The organism is Stanieria cyanosphaera PCC 7437 (assembly GCF_000317575.1).
Lineage (GTDB): Bacteria > Cyanobacteriota > Cyanobacteriia > Cyanobacteriales > Xenococcaceae > Stanieria > Stanieria cyanosphaera.
The window spans coordinates 1,432,022-1,449,923 of the sequence record NC_019748.1; the positions used below are offsets into that span (position 1 = coordinate 1,432,022).

Genomic DNA, 17,902 nt, shown 5'->3' on the forward strand with positions numbered 1-17,902 from the left:
AAAAATACCAGTTTTACTATTGTCATGATTTTTTGACTCAATTTAATTGTTGAATTAATTATTGAACCTAAAAATGTATTTAGAAAGACACTTTTTAGCTATTTAGTAATTATCTATTTTTTTACATTTTAGTAAAATATTATTTAATTTTAAAAATCAATCAAGGATTAAATTATTTAGATATTGAAGTTTAATTGATATTTTGAGTATTATTGCTGAGGTTGTTTGGTCTTTTTTGGAATCTTTTCTTTGCTCAAATCAAGCTTGTTGTTATGTATCGTTTTTTAAGCTCGCTCAAATAGAACTTGATATTTTAATTACTTGATGATAGTTAATTAACAAGCGATCGCTTTAGTTTAGAAAAACGAGCATGAATTATTTTTTTTATTAATTATTCACATGAATCAAAATTAAACAATGATCATTTTAATTTTCAAAATAAATTGTAAATTGAATTATTAAGTAAAAAAAACTAAGATATTTTGATTATCATCAAACTTAAATTAAGCTGATCAATCAAAAACATAAAAACATTTTTAGCTAATTTTAAAACCTAATTAAATAATCTTGATTTAATGATTTAGAATAAAAATATATTAGTTCGTTACTTTAAAAAAATATTCATTTTATTGTTAATTTATGGAAAAAACATTGTTTTTAAATAAAGAGAATATCAAAGTTAGAGCTTTGTTCTTAGGTCAAAGGATCGATGTCAAAGCCTTAGAAAATGTCGAATGCTTAACAACTAATCCTCTAATTGTTTCGGCTGGTGAGTTGGGATGCGCCGTGTTATTTCGTTATGGAGTAGTAGTTTTATTTGGTCTTGAACCCATTGAAGAAGCAACGTTTCTTAATAACCTTAAACCTTTAGTTGTAGAACCTTTCGCAGAACCAGAAGGGGAAGACACAGCAATTTATTTAGATAATAATACTACTGGTAAAGTTTTAGAAGGGAATATTTTCTTGCCACAGTTTACCCTGAAAAGTTTGCAAATTGTTGCCGATATTTTAGCCAAAAGTGTGGTTTTAGCTCACTATGAACAGCAAACGACTAGTACTTTTGATCGAATAGAACCCTTTGCTGTCAGTCTACAAAATACTAGCTGGAGTCGCAAACAAGTCAAAGAATTACTTAAACTATTGGGTAGCACCTTATCAATTCAGCACAAAGTCATGGGTCGAGTTGAAGTAATCGATAAACCAGAATTACTATGGGATTATCCAGAATTAGAAAGACTTTATCTGCGTCTAGAAGATGAATATGAGATTCGCGAAAGAGATCAAGTGTTGGAACGTAAATTAGAATCAGTTTCTCGTACTGCTGAAACTGCGCTTGGTTTACTGCAACACAATACCAGCTTGAGAGTAGAGTGGTATATTGTGATTTTAATCGTCATGGAACTAGTTTTATCTCTATATGGAATGTTCGCTGGCGTTTGAGGGAATGGTGAGCCAAAAAAACTTTAGAAAATGCCCAAGCAAATTAAGCCAATGATGTTAATTTTGGGAGGACTAATACTCACTATTTACGTGATGATTTGTGGGGTTTTGCGCTGGAAGCAAACTAAATTAATTTTTTTTCCGTCTCCAGTGGTAGTAGCTACCCCAAAAGACTATCAACTTGCTTATGAAGAAGTTTGGCTTCCTGTTTCGACAGGCAAAATTCATGGTTGGTGGATACCTGCTAGTACTCTTGAAGCTCCAGTTATTTTATACTTGCATGGTAATGGTAGTAATAATGGTGATACCATCGGTCAAGCTACTCGTTTCCATCAATTAAATTTTTCTACTTTGCTAATTGATTATCGAGGCTATGGATATAGCAGTGGGCCGTTTCCTAATGAAACTTTAGTTTATGAAGATGCTGAAGCTGCTTGGCAATATTTAACTGTTGAGAGAAAAATTAACCCTAACAAGATTATCGTATACGGTCATTCTCTGGGAGGAGCGATCGCTCTGGAGTTGGCGACTAGACATCCCGAACTAGCTGGCCTCATTGTGAATGGAACTTTTACTTCAATGCGAGCGATCGCAGCTTACATGAAACAATACCGAATTTTACCTCTCGACTGGATTTTGACTCAAAAGTTTGATTCTATAACTAAAATTAAAACACTCAAAACTCCAATTTTGTTGATGCATGGAATAGAAGATCGAGTTGTTCCTGCTTGGATGAGTCAAGAATTATTTACTGCTACTGCTGCACCCAAGCAATTATGGTTAGTTCCCAAAGCGGGACACAACGATCTTGCTAAAGTGGCAGGAGAAGAATATCTTGAAAAGATTAAACAATTTGTTGAGCAAGTAACAAAATAAGGAAAAGTAGGGAATGGGAAGTACATAACAAGTAATAAGTAGCAAACAACCGATAACTAAAAAAACTACCTACTACCCACTACTTAAAATAACTGAATAATGTCTAAGCCAAAAATTATTTTAGTCGAACCAGCAGGAACGTTAAATGTAGGTTCGGTAGCGCGAGTGATGAAAAATATGGGATTAGATCAATTAGTTTTAGTTAATCCTCAATGCGATCCTCATGCTTCCGAAGCTCGACAAATGGCGGTTCATGGAATTGAAGTATTAGAACGAGCTACTATCGTACCCGACTTACCAACTGCACTAAAAGGATGTCAAAGAGCGATCGCAACTACCTCTCGTTCTCGTACTTTACCGATGAACTTAGAATCACCTCGTTTAGCTCTTCCTTGGTTATTAGAAGCTCAAATTAGTTCTGCTCTTATTTTTGGGCCAGAAGATCGAGGTTTGAGTAATAGTGAACTTAATTATGCCCAAAGATTTGTAGGAATTGCTGCTAACCCCGAATATCCTTCTCTCAACTTGGCTCAAGCTGTGGCTGTTTGTGTTTATGAGTTATATCAAACCTCTTTACAAAAAAATCTTGACACTAGTAATAGCTGTGCTAACTTACAGGGGGAGGAAGTGACAACTTTTTCCTCTGTTTCGGTTGATTCTGCTTCTTTAGATACTATAGAGGGATATTATCAACATCTTGAAACCGTACTTTTAGAGATTGGCTATCTCTATCCTCATACTGCAGCAGCCAGAATGGAAAAGTTTCGACGTTTATACTATCGAGCTAATCTAACTAATGAAGAAGTGGCAATGTTGCGAGGTATACTCAGCCAAATTCAATGGGCAATTAAATCTAATCGCTCTTAGACGTACACAAAACGTGTCGGAGATTAGCCTAATGCCTATGCGACCGCTCTTATTGACAATTTCTTAATCGTTGTTAGAGGAAGCAAGCGTGGACAAAAAACGCAGCCTGGTTTCTAGTAAATCAACTCCAAATCAAAGCAAAAAAAAGAATCTCAAGCCAAAAAAAGGCAATCAGCCTCCTGTTCGTCCCACTTCTGCTTCTAAAACTAAACCTCAACTCAATGGAACTCAAAATAGCTCCCAAAGAACTTCCTCTACACCACAAAAACGTTTAGAAAAAAAAATTAATCGTCCGCAAAGCTTTCTTGATCCTCAGAAGTTAACTTCGTCCTCAAATCTATTTGTCTCTGCTGTTCGTATCGCAGTAATTGTCATTGGTATTAGCACTATTTTAGGAACAGTTATTGCAGTTGCCAGTAATATTAACTCTCCCCTAGTTCAAGCAAATCAATCTACGACCGAAAAACTTCAAGCTGCTAGCGCAGAAAATCAAAAAGAATTAGAAAAATTACTTCCTAACGTGGTTTTGGGTAAAGAAATAACTAGCCTCAAAAGCAAACTACAAACTTTAGCTAGTCAATATCCCAAACTGCAACCAGCGATATTTTTAGTCGATCTTGACGATCATTCTTATGTAAGTATTCAAGGGTCTGGTGCTATTGCTGCTGCTAGTACGATCAAAATACCAATTTTAGTAGCTTTTTTCCAAGATGTAGACCAAGGCAAATTTCGTCTTGATCAAGAGTTAACTATGAATAAAGAGGACATCGGTAGTGGTTCTGGTAGTATGCAGTATGAAAAACCTGGAACACAATTTACTACCTTGGAAGTAGCAACCAAAATGATCACCATTAGTGATAATACTGCTACTAATATGTTGATCAAAATCATGGGCGGTGCTGAAAAACTCAATCAGCGTTTTTTAGAATGGGGTTTGACAGAAACTGTAATTCGCAATCCGTTACCCGATTTAGAAGGAACTAATTCTACTACTCCAGAAGATTTAGGCAATTTATTAATCAATCTCGAACGAGGCAAATTAGTGTCGCTGAAATCTCGCGATCGCATGTTCACAATCATGAGCAATTTGGTGAGAAATACTCTGCTACCTGTAGGTTTAGAAGCAGATGCCACCATTGCCCATAAAACAGGCGATATTCGTTCGGTTTTAGGAGATGTGGGCATTATTGATATGCCTAATGGTAAACGTTATGTAGCTTCGGTGTTAGTCAAACGCCCAGATAACGATCCACAAGCTAAAGAATTCATTCAAAAAATGTCTCAAGTTGCTTATCAACATTTGAAATGGCAACCCTCCAATCTTTTTAGTGAAGAAACATTTACTCATTGACATCCTCCCATCGGCAAGCTGACGCTGTGCCGAGGGATTCCTAAGACTCACGACTTAGGTTTCTGTTTCCTTCCGCTGTGCGCGGTTTTACTCAGTTGCCTACGCGAGTTGCTCATGGGGGAAACCACGGGGCGTACAAGGACTCGAACCAAGTTCGAGTCACAGCCCCTCCCCAAGACCGCACTCGCTCCTTTAGAGCTATGTCTATCAGGTCTTACACTCGATCCACAGACTGTCACTGCGAGTCCCGCAGCCAAAATATTACGACTGGCGTTGACGTCTCGGTCGTGAGTTGTCCTGCATTCTGGACAGTCCCATCCTCTAACATTCAACGGCAGTTTATCGATTACAAAACCGCAGTTTCCACACCTTTTACTGGACGGAAACCATCGGTCAATTTTTACCAGTTCTCGACCATACCACTGGCATTTGTATTCAAGTTGTCGAATCAATTCTCCCCATCCAGCATCGGAGATGCTACGAGCAAGAGAACGATTCTTGACCATGTTCCGCACAGCCAAATCCTCAACCGCAATCACTTGGTTTTCGCGTACCAGTTGAGTTGTCAGCTTGTGCAGAAAATCCTTTCTAGAATCAGCTATTTTAGCTTGAAGTTTCGCTACAGCTATTCTTGCTTTTTCTCTATTTTTAGAGTCTTTTTGTTTCCGAGAAAGTGCTTTTTGTGCTGCTCTAAGTCTTCGGTATTTGTTATTAAAGTGCTTGGGATTGGTTACTTTTTCCCCGTCGCTGGTAGTGACCAAGCTAGTCAAACCAGCATCCAGCCCAATGTTTTTAGTCGTTGGTGGAAGTGGTTTGACTGTTGGGTCTTCAACCAAAAAAGAAACATACCAGCGACCAGATGGAGTAAGTTTGACTGTTACAGTGGACGGGCTGCATTCTTCAGGAAAATATCTACTCCAAACAAGATTCAAAGGCTCTTTGCACTTAGCAAGCCACAGATTACCATTCTTCCACTTAAAAGCAGAACGGGTAAACTCAGCATTTCCGCCATTCCGTTTCTTTTTGAAATTGGGATATTTAGCTCGTTTTGCCCAGAAGTTTTCAAACGCTTTGCTCAAATGGCGAAGTGTTTGCTGAAGAGGTACGCAGCTAACCTCGTTCAAGAAACTAAGTTCTTCTTCTTTTTTCCAAGCAGTAAGCAGAGAAGAGGTTTGATTGTAGCCAATTCTTTCTTGTTGCTGATACCACCCTTCAGTTCTAGCTGCCAAAGCTTTGTTGTAAACCAATCGAACGCAACCCATCGTCCGACGCAAGAGTTCTTCTTGTTCGGATGTCGGGTAAAACCTATATTTGTAGGCGCGTTCGACCATCTACAGCATTTAATTCAACAACTCTCACATTTTAACATATTCAACCTGAAAACTATGGACGAACTAAAATATTTGCAACTTATCGGGGCATCGAACCCCTCAAGTTGCTCCGTTTCCTCAGTGCCTGTCGCCTGGGGTTTCCCCAGGCGTTTATACGGCACGTCCCACCGCCAAGCTCCTACCGTCGCTATGGCGGGGGTCTCCACGGAGGTCTAGATGATCAAGAAACTCGACAACCCAATCTAGTTAAACCTTGAATGGCAGGAGTAAATTCTGGATTAAGCTCTCTTGCCTTTCTATAAGCATCACAAGCCTCACTATATCTTTGCCATCCTTCTAGGGCAGATGCTTTATTGATCCAAACAAAAGGATCGTTGGGTTCAATTTCTTCAGCACGTTCAAACGCAGCTAATGCTTCATCGGTTTTGTTTTGAAAAGCTAAAGCAATTCCACGCCCTACCCAAGATTTATAATCATCAGGATTAATTTTTAAAGCTTTATCAAACGAATCAATTGCCTCTGCTTGATCTCCAGCTTGAGAGAGAGCCAAACCTCGATCGCGCCACGCATGATAAAAACTAGGATTAATTGTTACTGCTTGATCAAAAGATGCGATCGCTTCAGGAAGATTACCCATCCCATCTCGCAACAAAGAGCCACGATTTTGCCAAGTAATATAAGATTCTGGTTGAATTTCTAAGGCACGATCAAAAGCAGCTAATGCTTCTGAATATTTGCCCATCGCAAATAAAGCATTACCTTTTCCTAGCCAAGCCAAGTGAGATTCTGGCTGAATAGCAATTGCTTTTTCATAAGAATCAAGAGCTTTTTGCTGTTGTCGCAATTTACTAAAAACATTACCGCGATCAATCCAAGCTGTCACATTTTTGGAGTTTTCTTGTAAAACTTGGTCGTAAGCAACCACAGCTTCTTGATAAACTCGATCTGCTGATTGATTTTGACCTAAATATTGAAGTGCCAAGGCTTTATTTTGCCAAAATCTGGGGTCTAAAGGTTTAATTACCTGAGCTTTATTAAAATCACTCAATGCTTCTTGATATTTACCCAAGCCAATTAAAGCCAAACCGCGATCGCTTAAAGCTTGTGCATTATTTGACTCTATTTCTAGTGCTTTGTCTTGAGCAGCAATTGCTTCAAGATAATTTTCTAATTTATAAAGTGTTCTACCTTTACGATTCCAGGTTTCAGCTTTGTTTGGCTCTAAATCTAAAGCTTTTTCATAGGAGACTAAAGCAGCAGGAAATCTTTCTAAACGATAAAGAGCATCACCACGACTTTTCCAAGTACTAGCATTTTGAGTATCTAGTTGAATTGCTTCGTCATAAGCTGCTAATGCTTCTTGAAAACGTTCTAAATGATAAAGCGCGTCTCCTCTTCCTTGCCAAGCTTTGACATTGTTGGGTTGCAGATCGATAGCTTGCTGAAATTTGGTTAAGGCTGTTTCTGGCTCTTGAGTTAACAATCTTTGTCCTTGAGACCAATAATACAATGGTCTAAGAGTCGGCGAAAAAAATTCAATACTAGCTAGTAAAGAACCAATTCCAGCTAAAGCAATTAAAAAATAAACCAAGTTTGATTTGTTGCCCATTCCTTCGGGAACAACTGTTGGCAAATTGATATTATTAAAAAAGTCTGATTTACCCGTATTGCTAGCACTAATAGTTTCGCTCGGACTAAAGTTACCAGATACATGATAAATTCGATTAAGATCGCTTAAAACTTTTTCGGCTGATTGATAACGTTTACCTAAATCTAGGCTAGTCATCTTGGCGAGAATTTTCTGTAATTTGCGATTAATTTGTAATCCTTCTTGCCAAATAACTTCTCCTGTTTGTTTTTCGATCGAAAGATGTTGAGCTTCAACTCCTGTCAAAGCACAAATCATCGTAATTCCTAAAGCATAAAGATCGCTGCTTACTGTTGGTCTTCCAGCAATCTGCTCCGGAGGCATATAAGCTTTGGTGCCTACTGGTTCAATAGCACTAGTTTTGAGTTTAGTTAAATTGCCAATGTCTTTTAAAACTCCAAAATCAATCAGCATGACACGCTGATCTGAGTTACGAATTAATAAATTCGATGGTTTAATGTCGCGGTGAATTACTCGATGCTGATGAATAAAAGCCAATACTATTAAAGCATCGGCTAATAACTCTACCACTTGTTCTTCTGTTAGAGTCTTAGTCTGTTCTAGCTTTTTTTGTAAGTTTTCTCCAGGAATATAGGCTTGAACTAAATAAAATTCACCATTATCTTCAAAATGATCCCAGATCTGAGGAATTTGTTCGTGATAACTTAGTCTTTCTAAAACTGCTATTTCATTGGAAAATTGACGTTCGGCTGCTTGAATATTAGTAGGATCGCGGTCTGAAAATTTAATTTCCTTAATTACACATGGAGATTGATAGTGTCGCCAAAGATTATCAGCTAAATAAGTATAAATTCCTGCTTTCCCGCCAAGATAACTGGTAATTCGATAGCGTCCACCAACAACTTGCTCTACTTTTAGTAATGGTTGTAAATCGTACAGAACTTCAATTGCTGAGTTATATCTTTCTATACATTTGGGATCAACCATGCGATTAATAATTTCTCCTAAACGAGAACTAATCGAACAGTAATTCTGCCAGTTTAACTGGTTTGTCTCTTCTAAATTTTCTAATTCTATTGGAGATCGCCCTGTGAGCGCATAGATAGCTGTTTGACCTAAAGCATAAAGATCACTAGCTAAAGTAGGTTGACCCGCAATTTGTTCTGGTGGCATAAATCCTTGAGTGCCTACCATTTGCGTAAAAACAGCTTGTCCTTGAGAATTGAGCGCGATCGTACTAATTTCTTTAACTGCACCAAAATCAATCAGAACAAATCTTCCATCTTGTTTACGTCTGATTAAATTAGCAGGTTTAATGTCACGATGAATAACATTGGTTTTATGAACAAAATCTAAAACTCTCAAAACATCTTGTAGCAATCCAATAACTTGAGTTTCGTTAAAAAGATTACGTTCAATTTCTGCTTGTAGCTCTTCTCCTTCAATGTATTCTTGTACCAGATAAAATTCGTGGTCTTCCTCAAAATAACTAATCAACTGAGGAATTTGATCGTGACTTCCTAATCTTTGCAAAACTGATGCTTCATTAACAAAACGCTGTTTAGCGTTTTCCCAAACCCGAAGATTATTGGTTCGTGGTTGCAGTTGTTTAATCACACATTGTGGATGATTGGGTTGACTTAAATCGTTGGCGAGATAAGTTCGTCCAAATCCACCTCTACCTACTTGCCGCACAATTTGGTAACGTTGATCGAGGATTGTGCCAGGATGATGCATTTTAGCTCCAGAGACGGGAAACATATCTCCAGAATTAGATCTGTTAGGTTCTATATTGGACATGATCTATCCTAGCCAAAAAATTGTAGATAAAATGATTTTTTGAAGTTGCCTTCAATGATTTTGTTTATTTTAGCGAGGAGATTTTATCAATAGCTGGATCATTATTTTTTTTAATTTTCTTTATTTTTACTAAAGAATCTTAACAACAATCTTAATTTTAAGACTGCATATCCAGAGCGACATTATCATACATTATAGAATAAATATATCAGTTAATCGGCTGATTTTAGTTTACTTATCAAGTTTAATTAATTTGGTTAATAACTATGAAAACTAAATATTTACTTAAAAACTTAACAGGAGCAATTGCTTTAACTAGCGGGATTGCTCTAATTGGCATTCCTACGTTAGCACAATCGTTTTATTTTTTTCCTTCTAGTTATTTCTATCGTTCAGCTTTTCCCTATGAATCGGAAGATAATCCAAATGTAGCTGAATTATTAGCTGCCAATCCAGAGTTAAAAACTGTTTCTTCTTTATTAAAAGATGCCAACTTGGCAGAAAGTCTTGACGAAAAAGAAGTAACCTTTTTTGCTCCAACTGATGAAGCTTTTCAAGCTTTACCTGTTGCTACTCAAGAAAAATTATCTAATCCAGACAAATTGGCTCAATTACTCAAATATCATATTGTTGAAGGAAAAATTACCGACGAGAATATTAAAACTCAAAAAATAGCGACTTTATTAGGTAGTCCAGTCAAAATTGTAGGCGTTCCCCTACAAAATAAACAAGTTCAAATTAAACTCAACCAAGCGACAGCAAGTCAACCTCTTCCTGCTACCAATGGTGTTGTGATTCCGATTGATAGTGTGTTACTTCCTCCTAACTTCTAGGGATTTTCTTAACCTCATTGGTTCGGTTTGACAATTTTCTCTAGCTACTCTAATTAATAATGCTGCTAATAACAAACTAGCAATCATCGAGTTAGTACCATAGCTAAAAAAGGGTAAAGGTAAACCTGTGGTAGGCAAAGAACCAGTTGCTACGCCGATATTAATTAAAGATTGTCCTACCATCAAAATCATCACTCCAATTGCTACTAATCTGGAGATTGGATTGTTACATTTAAAAGCTACTCTTAAAGCCAAAGTTCCGTAACCAAGAATAAAAACTAAGAGTAAAACACTACCAATAAAACCAAATTCTTCAGCATAAACTGCAAAAATGAAATCTGTAGTACGAATTGGTAAATAGGACAATTTTTGTTGAGATAAGCCAAAACCAGAACCACCTAAACCACCAGACGCGATCGCAAGTAAACTTTGAATTAATTGATAACCTTTACCCTGATAATCTTGCCAAGGATCGAGAAAAAAGACAATTCGATCGCGTTGATAAGGATTAATATAAATACTCAAAGTAGCTAAACTTAAACCTCCAATTGAAGTCATTAACAACTGACTCCAAGGTAATTGAGCAGCAACCGCTATTAACCACAAACTCATACCACACAAAGCTGTCGTACTCAAATTTGGTTGTTTTAAAATCCCCAGCAAAATTACACTAAAAATAGCTAACCAACCAATTTTTACACCAGAATCTAGTTTTTTCCATTGAGCAAAAAGATAAGCTGCTTGTAACACTAAAAAGGGTTTAATTAATTCTGAAGGCTGTAAAGTAAAAGGACCAATAGCAATCCAACGACTAGCACCATAAGTAGTTTTTCCTAAGCCTGGAATCAAAGTCATAAAAATTGCCAACAAACATACTATTACCATCCAAGGAGAAAGCTTTAAAACCGCTTTTAAAGGGTTATTTACCACTGAAAAAAAACAAACAAAGCCAATCAACACCCCTAATAATTGGCGTTTTAATAAATAAAAACCATCGTTGTATTCAACTACGCCTTCAGGGAAAGAAGCAGATACCAAAGTAACTAAACCAACCAACAGCCAAACCAAAGTTAACCAATACAACAATCTTGCTTCTAACGCCCAATGTTTCGTTTGCAAATTAAAGCGAGAACTTAACAACTTGAGATATTGCTGCACTATTCTAACGAGTCATTATTTATTAACCCATTAAAAATAACAAAAAGAGGTCGTTACCGACCCCAATTAAAAACTTTTGTATCTATTTATCACAATAAGCCTGTATTAGTACCTTGCTTTCCAGTTGCCAATTCTACTTTGAGAATTTTGCCACCCATTTTCATGATTCGCTGTTGCTCACGAAACCAGTTATCATAAGGAACTAATTTAGTAAAGTAAGTATTTTGAAGTTCGCGCTGAGTCCGAATTCTAGTTTGACTAGGAACACAAGCAGTAACTTTAAACATCCGCATAAGTTGACTTCTCCTAATGCTGTTAAATATTCTTTTGTGATTAATATTCGATTTCTTTTGTATCACAGTAAGGCATTAATTTCGGTGATGATGCTCCTTACCGCAAAATCTTAAAAGACTAAAAACATACTAAGGTCGGGAGTCAAGAGTCAATACTAGATCGCTAAAACTCATCTTTTTTTTCGCGCTCGAAAGACTAAGCCTTGTAGGAACTAGCACTCACTCTGGACTTCCCGAACCTCTAAGTTTAAAACTATTTACCAACTTAAGGCCGTATCGGCAATTAGCTCAAGCCAGAGCAAATGTAGTCTAAGTAAACACCCATTTCTTTTCCTGCATCAGCACCTACCAAGCTAGCAGTAACTTCTTTGATTGCTTGGATTGCTTGAACAGTTGAAGAAACAGGAACACCTAAAGAATTATAGGTTTCTTTTAAGCCGTTGAGTACGCGCTCGTCTAAGATGGAAGGATCGCCAGCTAACATAGCGTAAGTAGCATAGCGGAGATAGTAGTCGAGGTCACGAATACAAGCAGCATAACGACGAGTGGTATACATATTACCACCAGGACGAGTTACGTCAGAATATAGCAAAGATTTTGCTACTGCTTCTTTAACGATGGTAGCTGCATTAGCACTAATTACGCTAGCTGCACGTACTCTTAATTGACCAGTTTTAAAATAGTTTTTGAGCTTGTCCATTGAAGCACCATCGAGGTACTTACCTTGAACGTCAGCAGAATTAATAACAGAAGTAATTGCGTCTTGCATAGCTTTGTTTCCTTATCTCACCTAAGTCTTAAATGCCTGAACAATGACAAGTTAGTCTATACTTTAGGGAAGCTTGATGCATTTAGAGAAGTAGCTAAAAGCACTACTCTACTGCATTGCTCCAATGACGTAGTCAAAGTAAGAAGCAGCTTCAGAAGCATCTTCTACAGACATCATAGAAGTAGCAACATCTTTCATTTCGCGAACGCTTTGAGCAACTGCACCAACGTCAGTTCCTAAAGACTTGTACATTTCGCGAACACCAACTAAACCAATTTCTTCGATGGGAGTTACATCGCCTGCTACTACACCATAGGTGACTAGACGGAGATAGTAATCCATATCGCGTAAGCAAGTAGCGGTCATTTCTTCTCCGTAAGCATTACCACCAGGAGAAACAATATCAGGACGTTTTTGGAATAAAGCGTCACCTGCTTGTTTAACAATCCGCTCGCGAGATTCAGTTAAAGTTTGTGCAATCCGCAGACGGCTTTCACCAGAAGTAACAAAAGCTTTGATTCTTTCTAACTCGCCAGGGCTCAAGTAACGAGCTTCGGCATCAGCATTCACGATTGACTTCGTGACAATACTCATGAACGGATTCCTCCCAAAAAAACAAAATTAGATTTTGAGTGACCTTATCTTGAAGATTAATCTTTCTCCAATCGATTTTTCAGCTATTGCTCCTAATTTGATGATTAAGTACCTGTTACTGTCGTAATCAAGACTCAACCAGTTAGAAGTGTGCTAATTAAATATCCTCTCACTTTTTTGTACTAAGGATACTGTTTGCATAGTCTGATTAACCAGATTAGAGTTGAGATTTTTCATTCTTGGTGTTTGTCGCCTAGTTTTTAATTTTCAGCTACAAAATAGTATTGCAGCTAGTTCGACCAATAAATCAAAGATGGTTACTGCCTTAACAAACTTTTACATAAGGTAAATATTTTGATATAAATGGCGAGCATTTGGTCTTGAATTTTGATGAAAATAACCCCAACTGGGGAAAACCATAGCTATCAAACACTCAAAAGAATTTTTTACAGCAACCTGACCCAATTATTTTGCGACATTTCGTTCACTTAAGCTATTTTTTCTTAATACATTGTAATATTAAGTTCAGAAAACTTAGAGCGCTCGCTTTGAGTCAGGATCATTTTCATTTGATAGGTAGTAACCTGCAATTGGACTTAACTCTTTTCTAAACAAGACTATAGTTGATGGTTTCCTACTTTAAATTACCAAAGGTTTGAGTAATTGACTAAGAACCACCAACTAAGAATGGTTGAATTGGTTTGCTAGCTAAAGAGCAACTAAACCTACCATTAGTTTAAATATTTAACTTGGCAGGCTCAAAACTAGGAACCACAATTTCCTTATCTTGTTTAGTGAGCTTATTATATAGCCTCTCTGTATTGGGGAAGTTGGCAGCAGGTAAAGTGGGGAAACGACGATAAGGAACGGTATCTTCGCCAAAGACTTGGATATACTCCATGCTATTGACCATTGCACCGATAAAGGCTCGAATTCCCTGGGTAGCCAAAATTTGATTGTATTTTTGGATCTCTCTTTGATTAAGAGGAGCTCTGCCCAAGAAATGTTTTGTTCCCAATTCAATTACTTTAGTGTTGGGATAGGGTGCATAAAACTCTTTTAAATAAAGCTCAGAACAACCCAAAGCTTCGATAAATTCCTTGACCGTAATTTCTTGATTACCTAATTTACTTTCTAAAGCAGTAAATTGAGTTTGAACGATATAAGGATTGAGGTCGCGTTCAAAAATCTGACGATAAGCAGCAGCGATCGCATTTTTCAAACCAACTTTATCACTAGTATTGGTAAGTTTGAATACTTTACTTTGGCCGCGTTTAACACTGACTCCTTGATTAATCCTTTGTTTAATTTCTGGGGCAGTACGAAGATCGGAAACTGTACCCAATTCAATAAAGCGGGGTGTTTCTTGTTTCTCAACTTTAGTACCAATGCCTTCTCCAAGATTACCAGGACGAGTTTTACGTAACTGATAACCGCCAGCAGTAAGATAACGTTCATAAGGAACAGTATCTTCACCAAAAGCTTCAGAATATTCCACACTATCGATAATGGCATCTACTAAGGCATAAAAACCTTTTTTAGCAGAAATATCGAAATATTTGTTCATTTCTTGACGACCATAGGTAGGACGACCAAGTAAGCGACGATGGATATATTCAATAGCTTTAACGACGTAGAGAGAAGACCAATAAAGCTTACGGAAAGTATCCGATTTAGCTAAAATTCGGACAAATTCTCTTACTGTGATCTCGCCATTCTCTAATTTAATTTCTGGGACAGTTAAACGTTGACCTTCATAAACGTCTCGTCCAAAAACTTGACGATAACAAGCTCGTATTAATGCTTGAGTAGAAGCTTCGGCATATTTAACGCCTATGCCATTACTAGCACCAGGTAACTCGTTGTTGAGACGAAAAACTTTTGCACCTAAAGTACCAGGAAATTCACCTCTAGCTTTGGGATTGCTATTTTGGTTTTGAGTAGCAGGACCACGATGAATTAATAAACGCTTTGTATCCTTGCTAAAAGGTGCAGGGCTAGAACTAGGGCTGCGAGTTTCTTTCGGGAAAATTGCCCCAAATTGAATTTCTAAGGGGTCGTTACCAGAACCATAAACGTGCTGATCCGGTAAAGGACGGTCGTATTTGGCAAAGGTAGTAATAAATTGAGGAACTTTACGGAAAGGTGCGCTGTAGTTAAATAAATCCTGTTGCATACCCCAGTTGCGACATTCCTGGGCTTCTTGTCCTAAACCGCGCAGATAGGGAACTGTTTCTTCTCCGAAATAGTCAGAATATTCTTGAGAATCTACTAAAGCATCTACTAAAGCAGCTAGTCCGCCTTGAGAAACGATGGAGAAGTAGTTTTGAACTTCTTCACGAGAAGAAGGGCCACGACCCAAAATATGACGAAAGGCTAATTCTAAGGCACGACTATTGATAAAAGGTTCAAAAAATTGTTGGCGATAAAGAGGTGATTTACAAACTCGACGAACAAACTCTTTCATAGAGATGTCGCCATTTTTTACCTGAGATTCTAAATAAGAAATAGATTGACTGTAGGCACGAGTAATATCTCGTTCAAAAATTTGACGATAGGCTGCTTTAATTACGGCTTGTTTTTCTGATTGTGATAGTCCAGGCTTCATCACAAATTTTTGTCGCCGTTCTGCTGCATTGTAGTAGCTTTGAGGCAGTTGCAAGCCTTGTAAATCAGAAGAAGGACGTTGACGTATTTTATTTGAAGGGCTAGGAGCTTTGAATTCTGCTAAAAGTACATCAAAGTACTGAGTAACAATTTCTTTAGCGTCTGTTTCCCTGTTAAAATAATCGATCGCTGCTGCACGCATTTCTTGTAAAGCGACAATAGTTGCATCAGCAGAGCAAGCGTTTTCAATTACTTCTCGCAAACCTCTTACATTAACGATCAAAATGCTGGGATCGCCTGCGACAATCGCATAGGTTACATAACGCAAAAACCATGATAAATCCCGCAAAGATTTTTGCATATTGGCAGGACCGTATCTGGTAACGTTAATGGGGCGAAAACCTGGTGGAATTGGTCCCGAAGTGCTAAAAAGTGAACGAAATGCCCCAAAAAAACCTGGGCTACTACTACCACGATTTTCAACGTAGGTCATTGCCTCAGCAGGTACTCTAGTATTGCCGCTAGGACTGGCAACTGCCATTTCTTCAATTTCCTGCGGTTTTTCTAGATAAGCCATTGGTGTTCCGCCCGTAAAAATACGATTGGCAGCACGAGAAACAATTAAATCTGCATTATTAGTTATAGTTTGAGCTATTTCTAGTCGTTTAGCACCAGACTCATAATAAGCTGTTAATTCATTTAGTTCGCCTCTTTCAGGAAAACGGTCTTGTTGTTCTGCTTGTAAAATCGTAGAGACCGCTACAGTTTGATAAAGTTGAGGACGGGCTAATGAACTGCCACCACTTGCCGTTACACTCATTGGATTTTAAGTATCTTTTTACTTATAGTTCAGCTTTTAGATTAAAACTTTTCGGGTTACCTTAGCGTGATTGTTAATTTTTGTGTCAAGTACGAAAACTTGTCAGGGAATTTGGAAATTGCTTAAAATTCAATTAGCTTGACAAGCTGAATTCCTCAAAAACACTCAGAATACTATGGTCGAGTCACGTATTGTTTGATTGAGTTATTGCTATTTTTGTCAAGTTAGCGCGATCGCTTTAACTATTTTTCATAAAGTTTTGTTAAATTAGTTTATGCCATCATGCCACTAAAGAAATCGATTGTATCTTTTAAAGCAATAATAAAGTCATCAATTTCGGCACGAGTGTTGTAAAAATATAAGCTTGCTCTGGCACTACCAGAAGCATCAAAAAGACGATGTAATGGTTGGGTACAATGGTGTCCAGAACGAATTGCTACTCCTTCATGATCGAGTAAGGTTGATAAATCACTGGCGTGAATTCCTTGTACATTAAATGCAGCTAAAGCAGCCCGATTTTTCCCATCAAGTTTTGAGGTTGCACCATAAATTCTTAGTTGGGGAATTTCCACTAATTTTTTAAATAAATAAGTAGTTAATTCTTCTTCGTAGGCATGAATTTTTTCCATACCAATTGCAGTTAAATAATCAACGGCTGCTCCAAGAGCGATCGCTTCTCCAATCGCTGGTGTTCCCGCTTCAAATTTATGAGGTAATTCTCCATAGGTTGAATGGTCAAAATAAACTTCAGAAATCATTTCACCGCCACCTAAAAAAGGAGGCATTGCTGTTAGTATTTCTTTTTTGCCATAGAGAAAACCAATTCCTGTTGGTCCACACATTTTATGTCCAGAAGCTACTAACCAGTCACAATTAATTTGTTGAACATCAATAGCCATGTGAGGGACACTTTGACAAGCATCAACTAATACTTTCGCCCCGAATTGATGGGCTAATTCAATAATGTTTTCAATAGGATTAATACAACCTAAAGTATTAGAAACGTGAACAACTGCGACAAGTTTAGTTTTGTTTGACAATAAAGATTTATATTGTTCTAAATCAAATTCTTCTATCTCAGTTAATTGTACGTATTTAATGACTGCACCCGTCTTCTGAGCAATAATTTGCCAAGGAACGATGTTACTATGATGTTCCATGACAGAAAGAATAATTTCATCACCGCGATTTAAATTACTTAAACCCCAACTATAGGCAACTAAATTAATTGCCTCCGAAGCATTACGAGTATAAATAATTTCTTCTCGATGAGCAGCATTAATAAATTTAGCAACTTTATTTCTTGCTCCTTCATAACCTTCAGTTGCTCTAATACTTAAACTATGTGCGCCACGATGAACATTAGCGTTATCTTTTTCATAGTAATTAAGCAAGGCATTTAAAACTGCTTGAGGTTTTTGAGAAGTAGCAGCATTATCAAAATAAATTAAAGGTTTTTCGTGGATTTCTTGAGCTAAGATTGGGAAATCTGAACGAACTAAATCGGCAATAGTTTTGGCTTGGGTAAAAGTCATAATCAATTATCGATATTTT

Annotated in this window: 13 protein-coding genes; 5 read left to right on the forward strand and 8 right to left on the reverse strand. The window is 37.4% G+C overall.

Annotated features, from left to right (window positions below; all coding sequences use genetic code 11):
- Nucleotides 1-639 precede the first annotated feature (639 nt).
- The 4 genes from STA7437_RS06235 (at nt 640) to STA7437_RS06250 (ending at nt 4,534) form a co-directional block, all read left to right on the forward strand.
- Nucleotides 640-1,440 carry an RMD1 family protein gene (locus STA7437_RS06235; protein WP_015192528.1) on the forward strand — a complete coding sequence of 267 codons (801 nt, stop codon included), beginning with the start codon at nt 640-642 and terminating at the stop codon, nt 1,438-1,440.
- A gap of 30 nt (nt 1,441-1,470) precedes the next feature.
- A complete protein-coding gene (locus STA7437_RS06240) occupies nt 1,471-2,316 on the forward strand; it encodes an alpha/beta hydrolase (RefSeq protein WP_041619220.1) in 846 nt (281 codons plus the stop codon).
- A 99-nt stretch (nt 2,317-2,415) separates the two neighbouring features.
- A complete protein-coding gene (locus STA7437_RS06245) occupies nt 2,416-3,183 on the forward strand; it encodes an RNA methyltransferase (RefSeq protein ID WP_015192530.1) in 768 nt (255 codons plus the stop codon).
- An 88-nt stretch (nt 3,184-3,271) separates the two neighbouring features.
- Nucleotides 3,272-4,534 (forward strand): serine hydrolase, encoded by a 1,263-nt coding sequence (locus tag STA7437_RS06250; RefSeq protein ID WP_015192531.1) that lies wholly within the window; start codon nt 3,272-3,274, stop codon nt 4,532-4,534.
- A gap of 47 nt (nt 4,535-4,581) precedes the next feature.
- Here STA7437_RS06250 and STA7437_RS06255 read toward each other — a convergent pair whose 3' ends face one another.
- A complete protein-coding gene (locus tag STA7437_RS06255) occupies nt 4,582-5,865 on the reverse strand; it encodes an RNA-guided endonuclease InsQ/TnpB family protein (protein ID WP_015192532.1) in 1,284 nt (427 codons plus the stop codon).
- Nucleotides 5,866-6,085: 220 nt separating this feature from the next.
- Nucleotides 6,086-9,274, reverse strand: coding sequence for a serine/threonine-protein kinase (locus STA7437_RS06260; RefSeq protein ID WP_015192533.1), 3,189 nt, complete (start codon nt 9,272-9,274; stop codon nt 6,086-6,088).
- Between the two features lie 266 nt (nt 9,275-9,540).
- Here STA7437_RS06260 and STA7437_RS06265 point away from each other — a divergent pair, with 266 nt between their 5' ends.
- Nucleotides 9,541-10,107, forward strand: a complete 567-nt coding sequence (locus STA7437_RS06265; RefSeq protein ID WP_015192534.1) for a fasciclin domain-containing protein — start codon at nt 9,541-9,543, stop codon at nt 10,105-10,107.
- Here STA7437_RS06265 and STA7437_RS06270 read toward each other — a convergent pair.
- From STA7437_RS06270 to STA7437_RS06295, 6 genes are all read right to left on the reverse strand, one after another.
- Nucleotides 10,087-11,265: an FtsW/RodA/SpoVE family cell cycle protein gene (locus STA7437_RS06270; RefSeq protein ID WP_015192535.1), complete on the reverse strand. Its 1,179-nt coding sequence runs from the start codon at nt 11,263-11,265 to the stop codon at nt 10,087-10,089. The two genes, STA7437_RS06265 and STA7437_RS06270, sit on opposite strands and share 21 nt — an antisense overlap.
- An 89-nt stretch (nt 11,266-11,354) precedes the next feature.
- Nucleotides 11,355-11,558, reverse strand: a complete 204-nt coding sequence (locus STA7437_RS06275) for a phycobilisome linker polypeptide (RefSeq protein WP_015192536.1) — start codon at nt 11,556-11,558, stop codon at nt 11,355-11,357.
- Nucleotides 11,559-11,841: 283 nt separating this feature from the next.
- A complete protein-coding gene (gene apcB, locus STA7437_RS06280; RefSeq protein WP_015192537.1) occupies nt 11,842-12,327 on the reverse strand; it encodes an allophycocyanin subunit beta in 486 nt (161 codons plus the stop codon).
- A 108-nt stretch (nt 12,328-12,435) separates the two neighbouring features.
- On the reverse strand, nt 12,436-12,921 hold the full coding sequence (locus STA7437_RS06285; protein ID WP_015192538.1) for a globin family protein: 486 nt from the start codon (nt 12,919-12,921) through the stop codon (nt 12,436-12,438).
- 736 nt (nt 12,922-13,657) lie between these two features.
- Nucleotides 13,658-16,348 carry a phycobilisome rod-core linker polypeptide gene (locus tag STA7437_RS06290; protein ID WP_015192539.1) on the reverse strand — a complete coding sequence of 897 codons (2,691 nt, stop codon included), beginning with the start codon at nt 16,346-16,348 and terminating at the stop codon, nt 13,658-13,660.
- Nucleotides 16,349-16,620: 272 nt separating this feature from the next.
- Nucleotides 16,621-17,883: a SufS family cysteine desulfurase gene (locus tag STA7437_RS06295; RefSeq protein ID WP_015192540.1), complete on the reverse strand. Its 1,263-nt coding sequence runs from the start codon at nt 17,881-17,883 to the stop codon at nt 16,621-16,623.
- Nucleotides 17,884-17,902: the final 19 nt, after the last annotated feature.

Coding starts and splice junctions, on each gene's coding strand:
- STA7437_RS06235 (WP_015192528.1), top strand. CDS start 640: ATGGAAAAAACATTGTTTTTAAATAAAGAGAATATCAAAGTTAGAGCT.
- STA7437_RS06240 (WP_041619220.1), top strand. CDS start 1,471: ATGCCCAAGCAAATTAAGCCAATGATGTTAATTTTGGGAGGACTAATA.
- STA7437_RS06260 (WP_015192533.1), bottom strand. CDS start 9,274: ATGTCCAATATAGAACCTAACAGATCTAATTCTGGAGATATGTTTCCC.
- STA7437_RS06295 (WP_015192540.1), bottom strand. CDS start 17,883: ATGACTTTTACCCAAGCCAAAACTATTGCCGATTTAGTTCGTTCAGAT.
- STA7437_RS06245 (WP_015192530.1), top strand. CDS start 2,416: ATGTCTAAGCCAAAAATTATTTTAGTCGAACCAGCAGGAACGTTAAAT.
- STA7437_RS06285 (WP_015192538.1), bottom strand. CDS start 12,921: ATGAGTATTGTCACGAAGTCAATCGTGAATGCTGATGCCGAAGCTCGT.
- STA7437_RS06255 (WP_015192532.1), bottom strand. CDS start 5,865: ATGGTCGAACGCGCCTACAAATATAGGTTTTACCCGACATCCGAACAA.
- STA7437_RS06265 (WP_015192534.1), top strand. CDS start 9,541: ATGAAAACTAAATATTTACTTAAAAACTTAACAGGAGCAATTGCTTTA.
- STA7437_RS06275 (WP_015192536.1), bottom strand. CDS start 11,558: ATGCGGATGTTTAAAGTTACTGCTTGTGTTCCTAGTCAAACTAGAATT.
- apcB (WP_015192537.1), bottom strand. CDS start 12,327: ATGCAAGACGCAATTACTTCTGTTATTAATTCTGCTGACGTTCAAGGT.
- STA7437_RS06290 (WP_015192539.1), bottom strand. CDS start 16,348: ATGAGTGTAACGGCAAGTGGTGGCAGTTCATTAGCCCGTCCTCAACTT.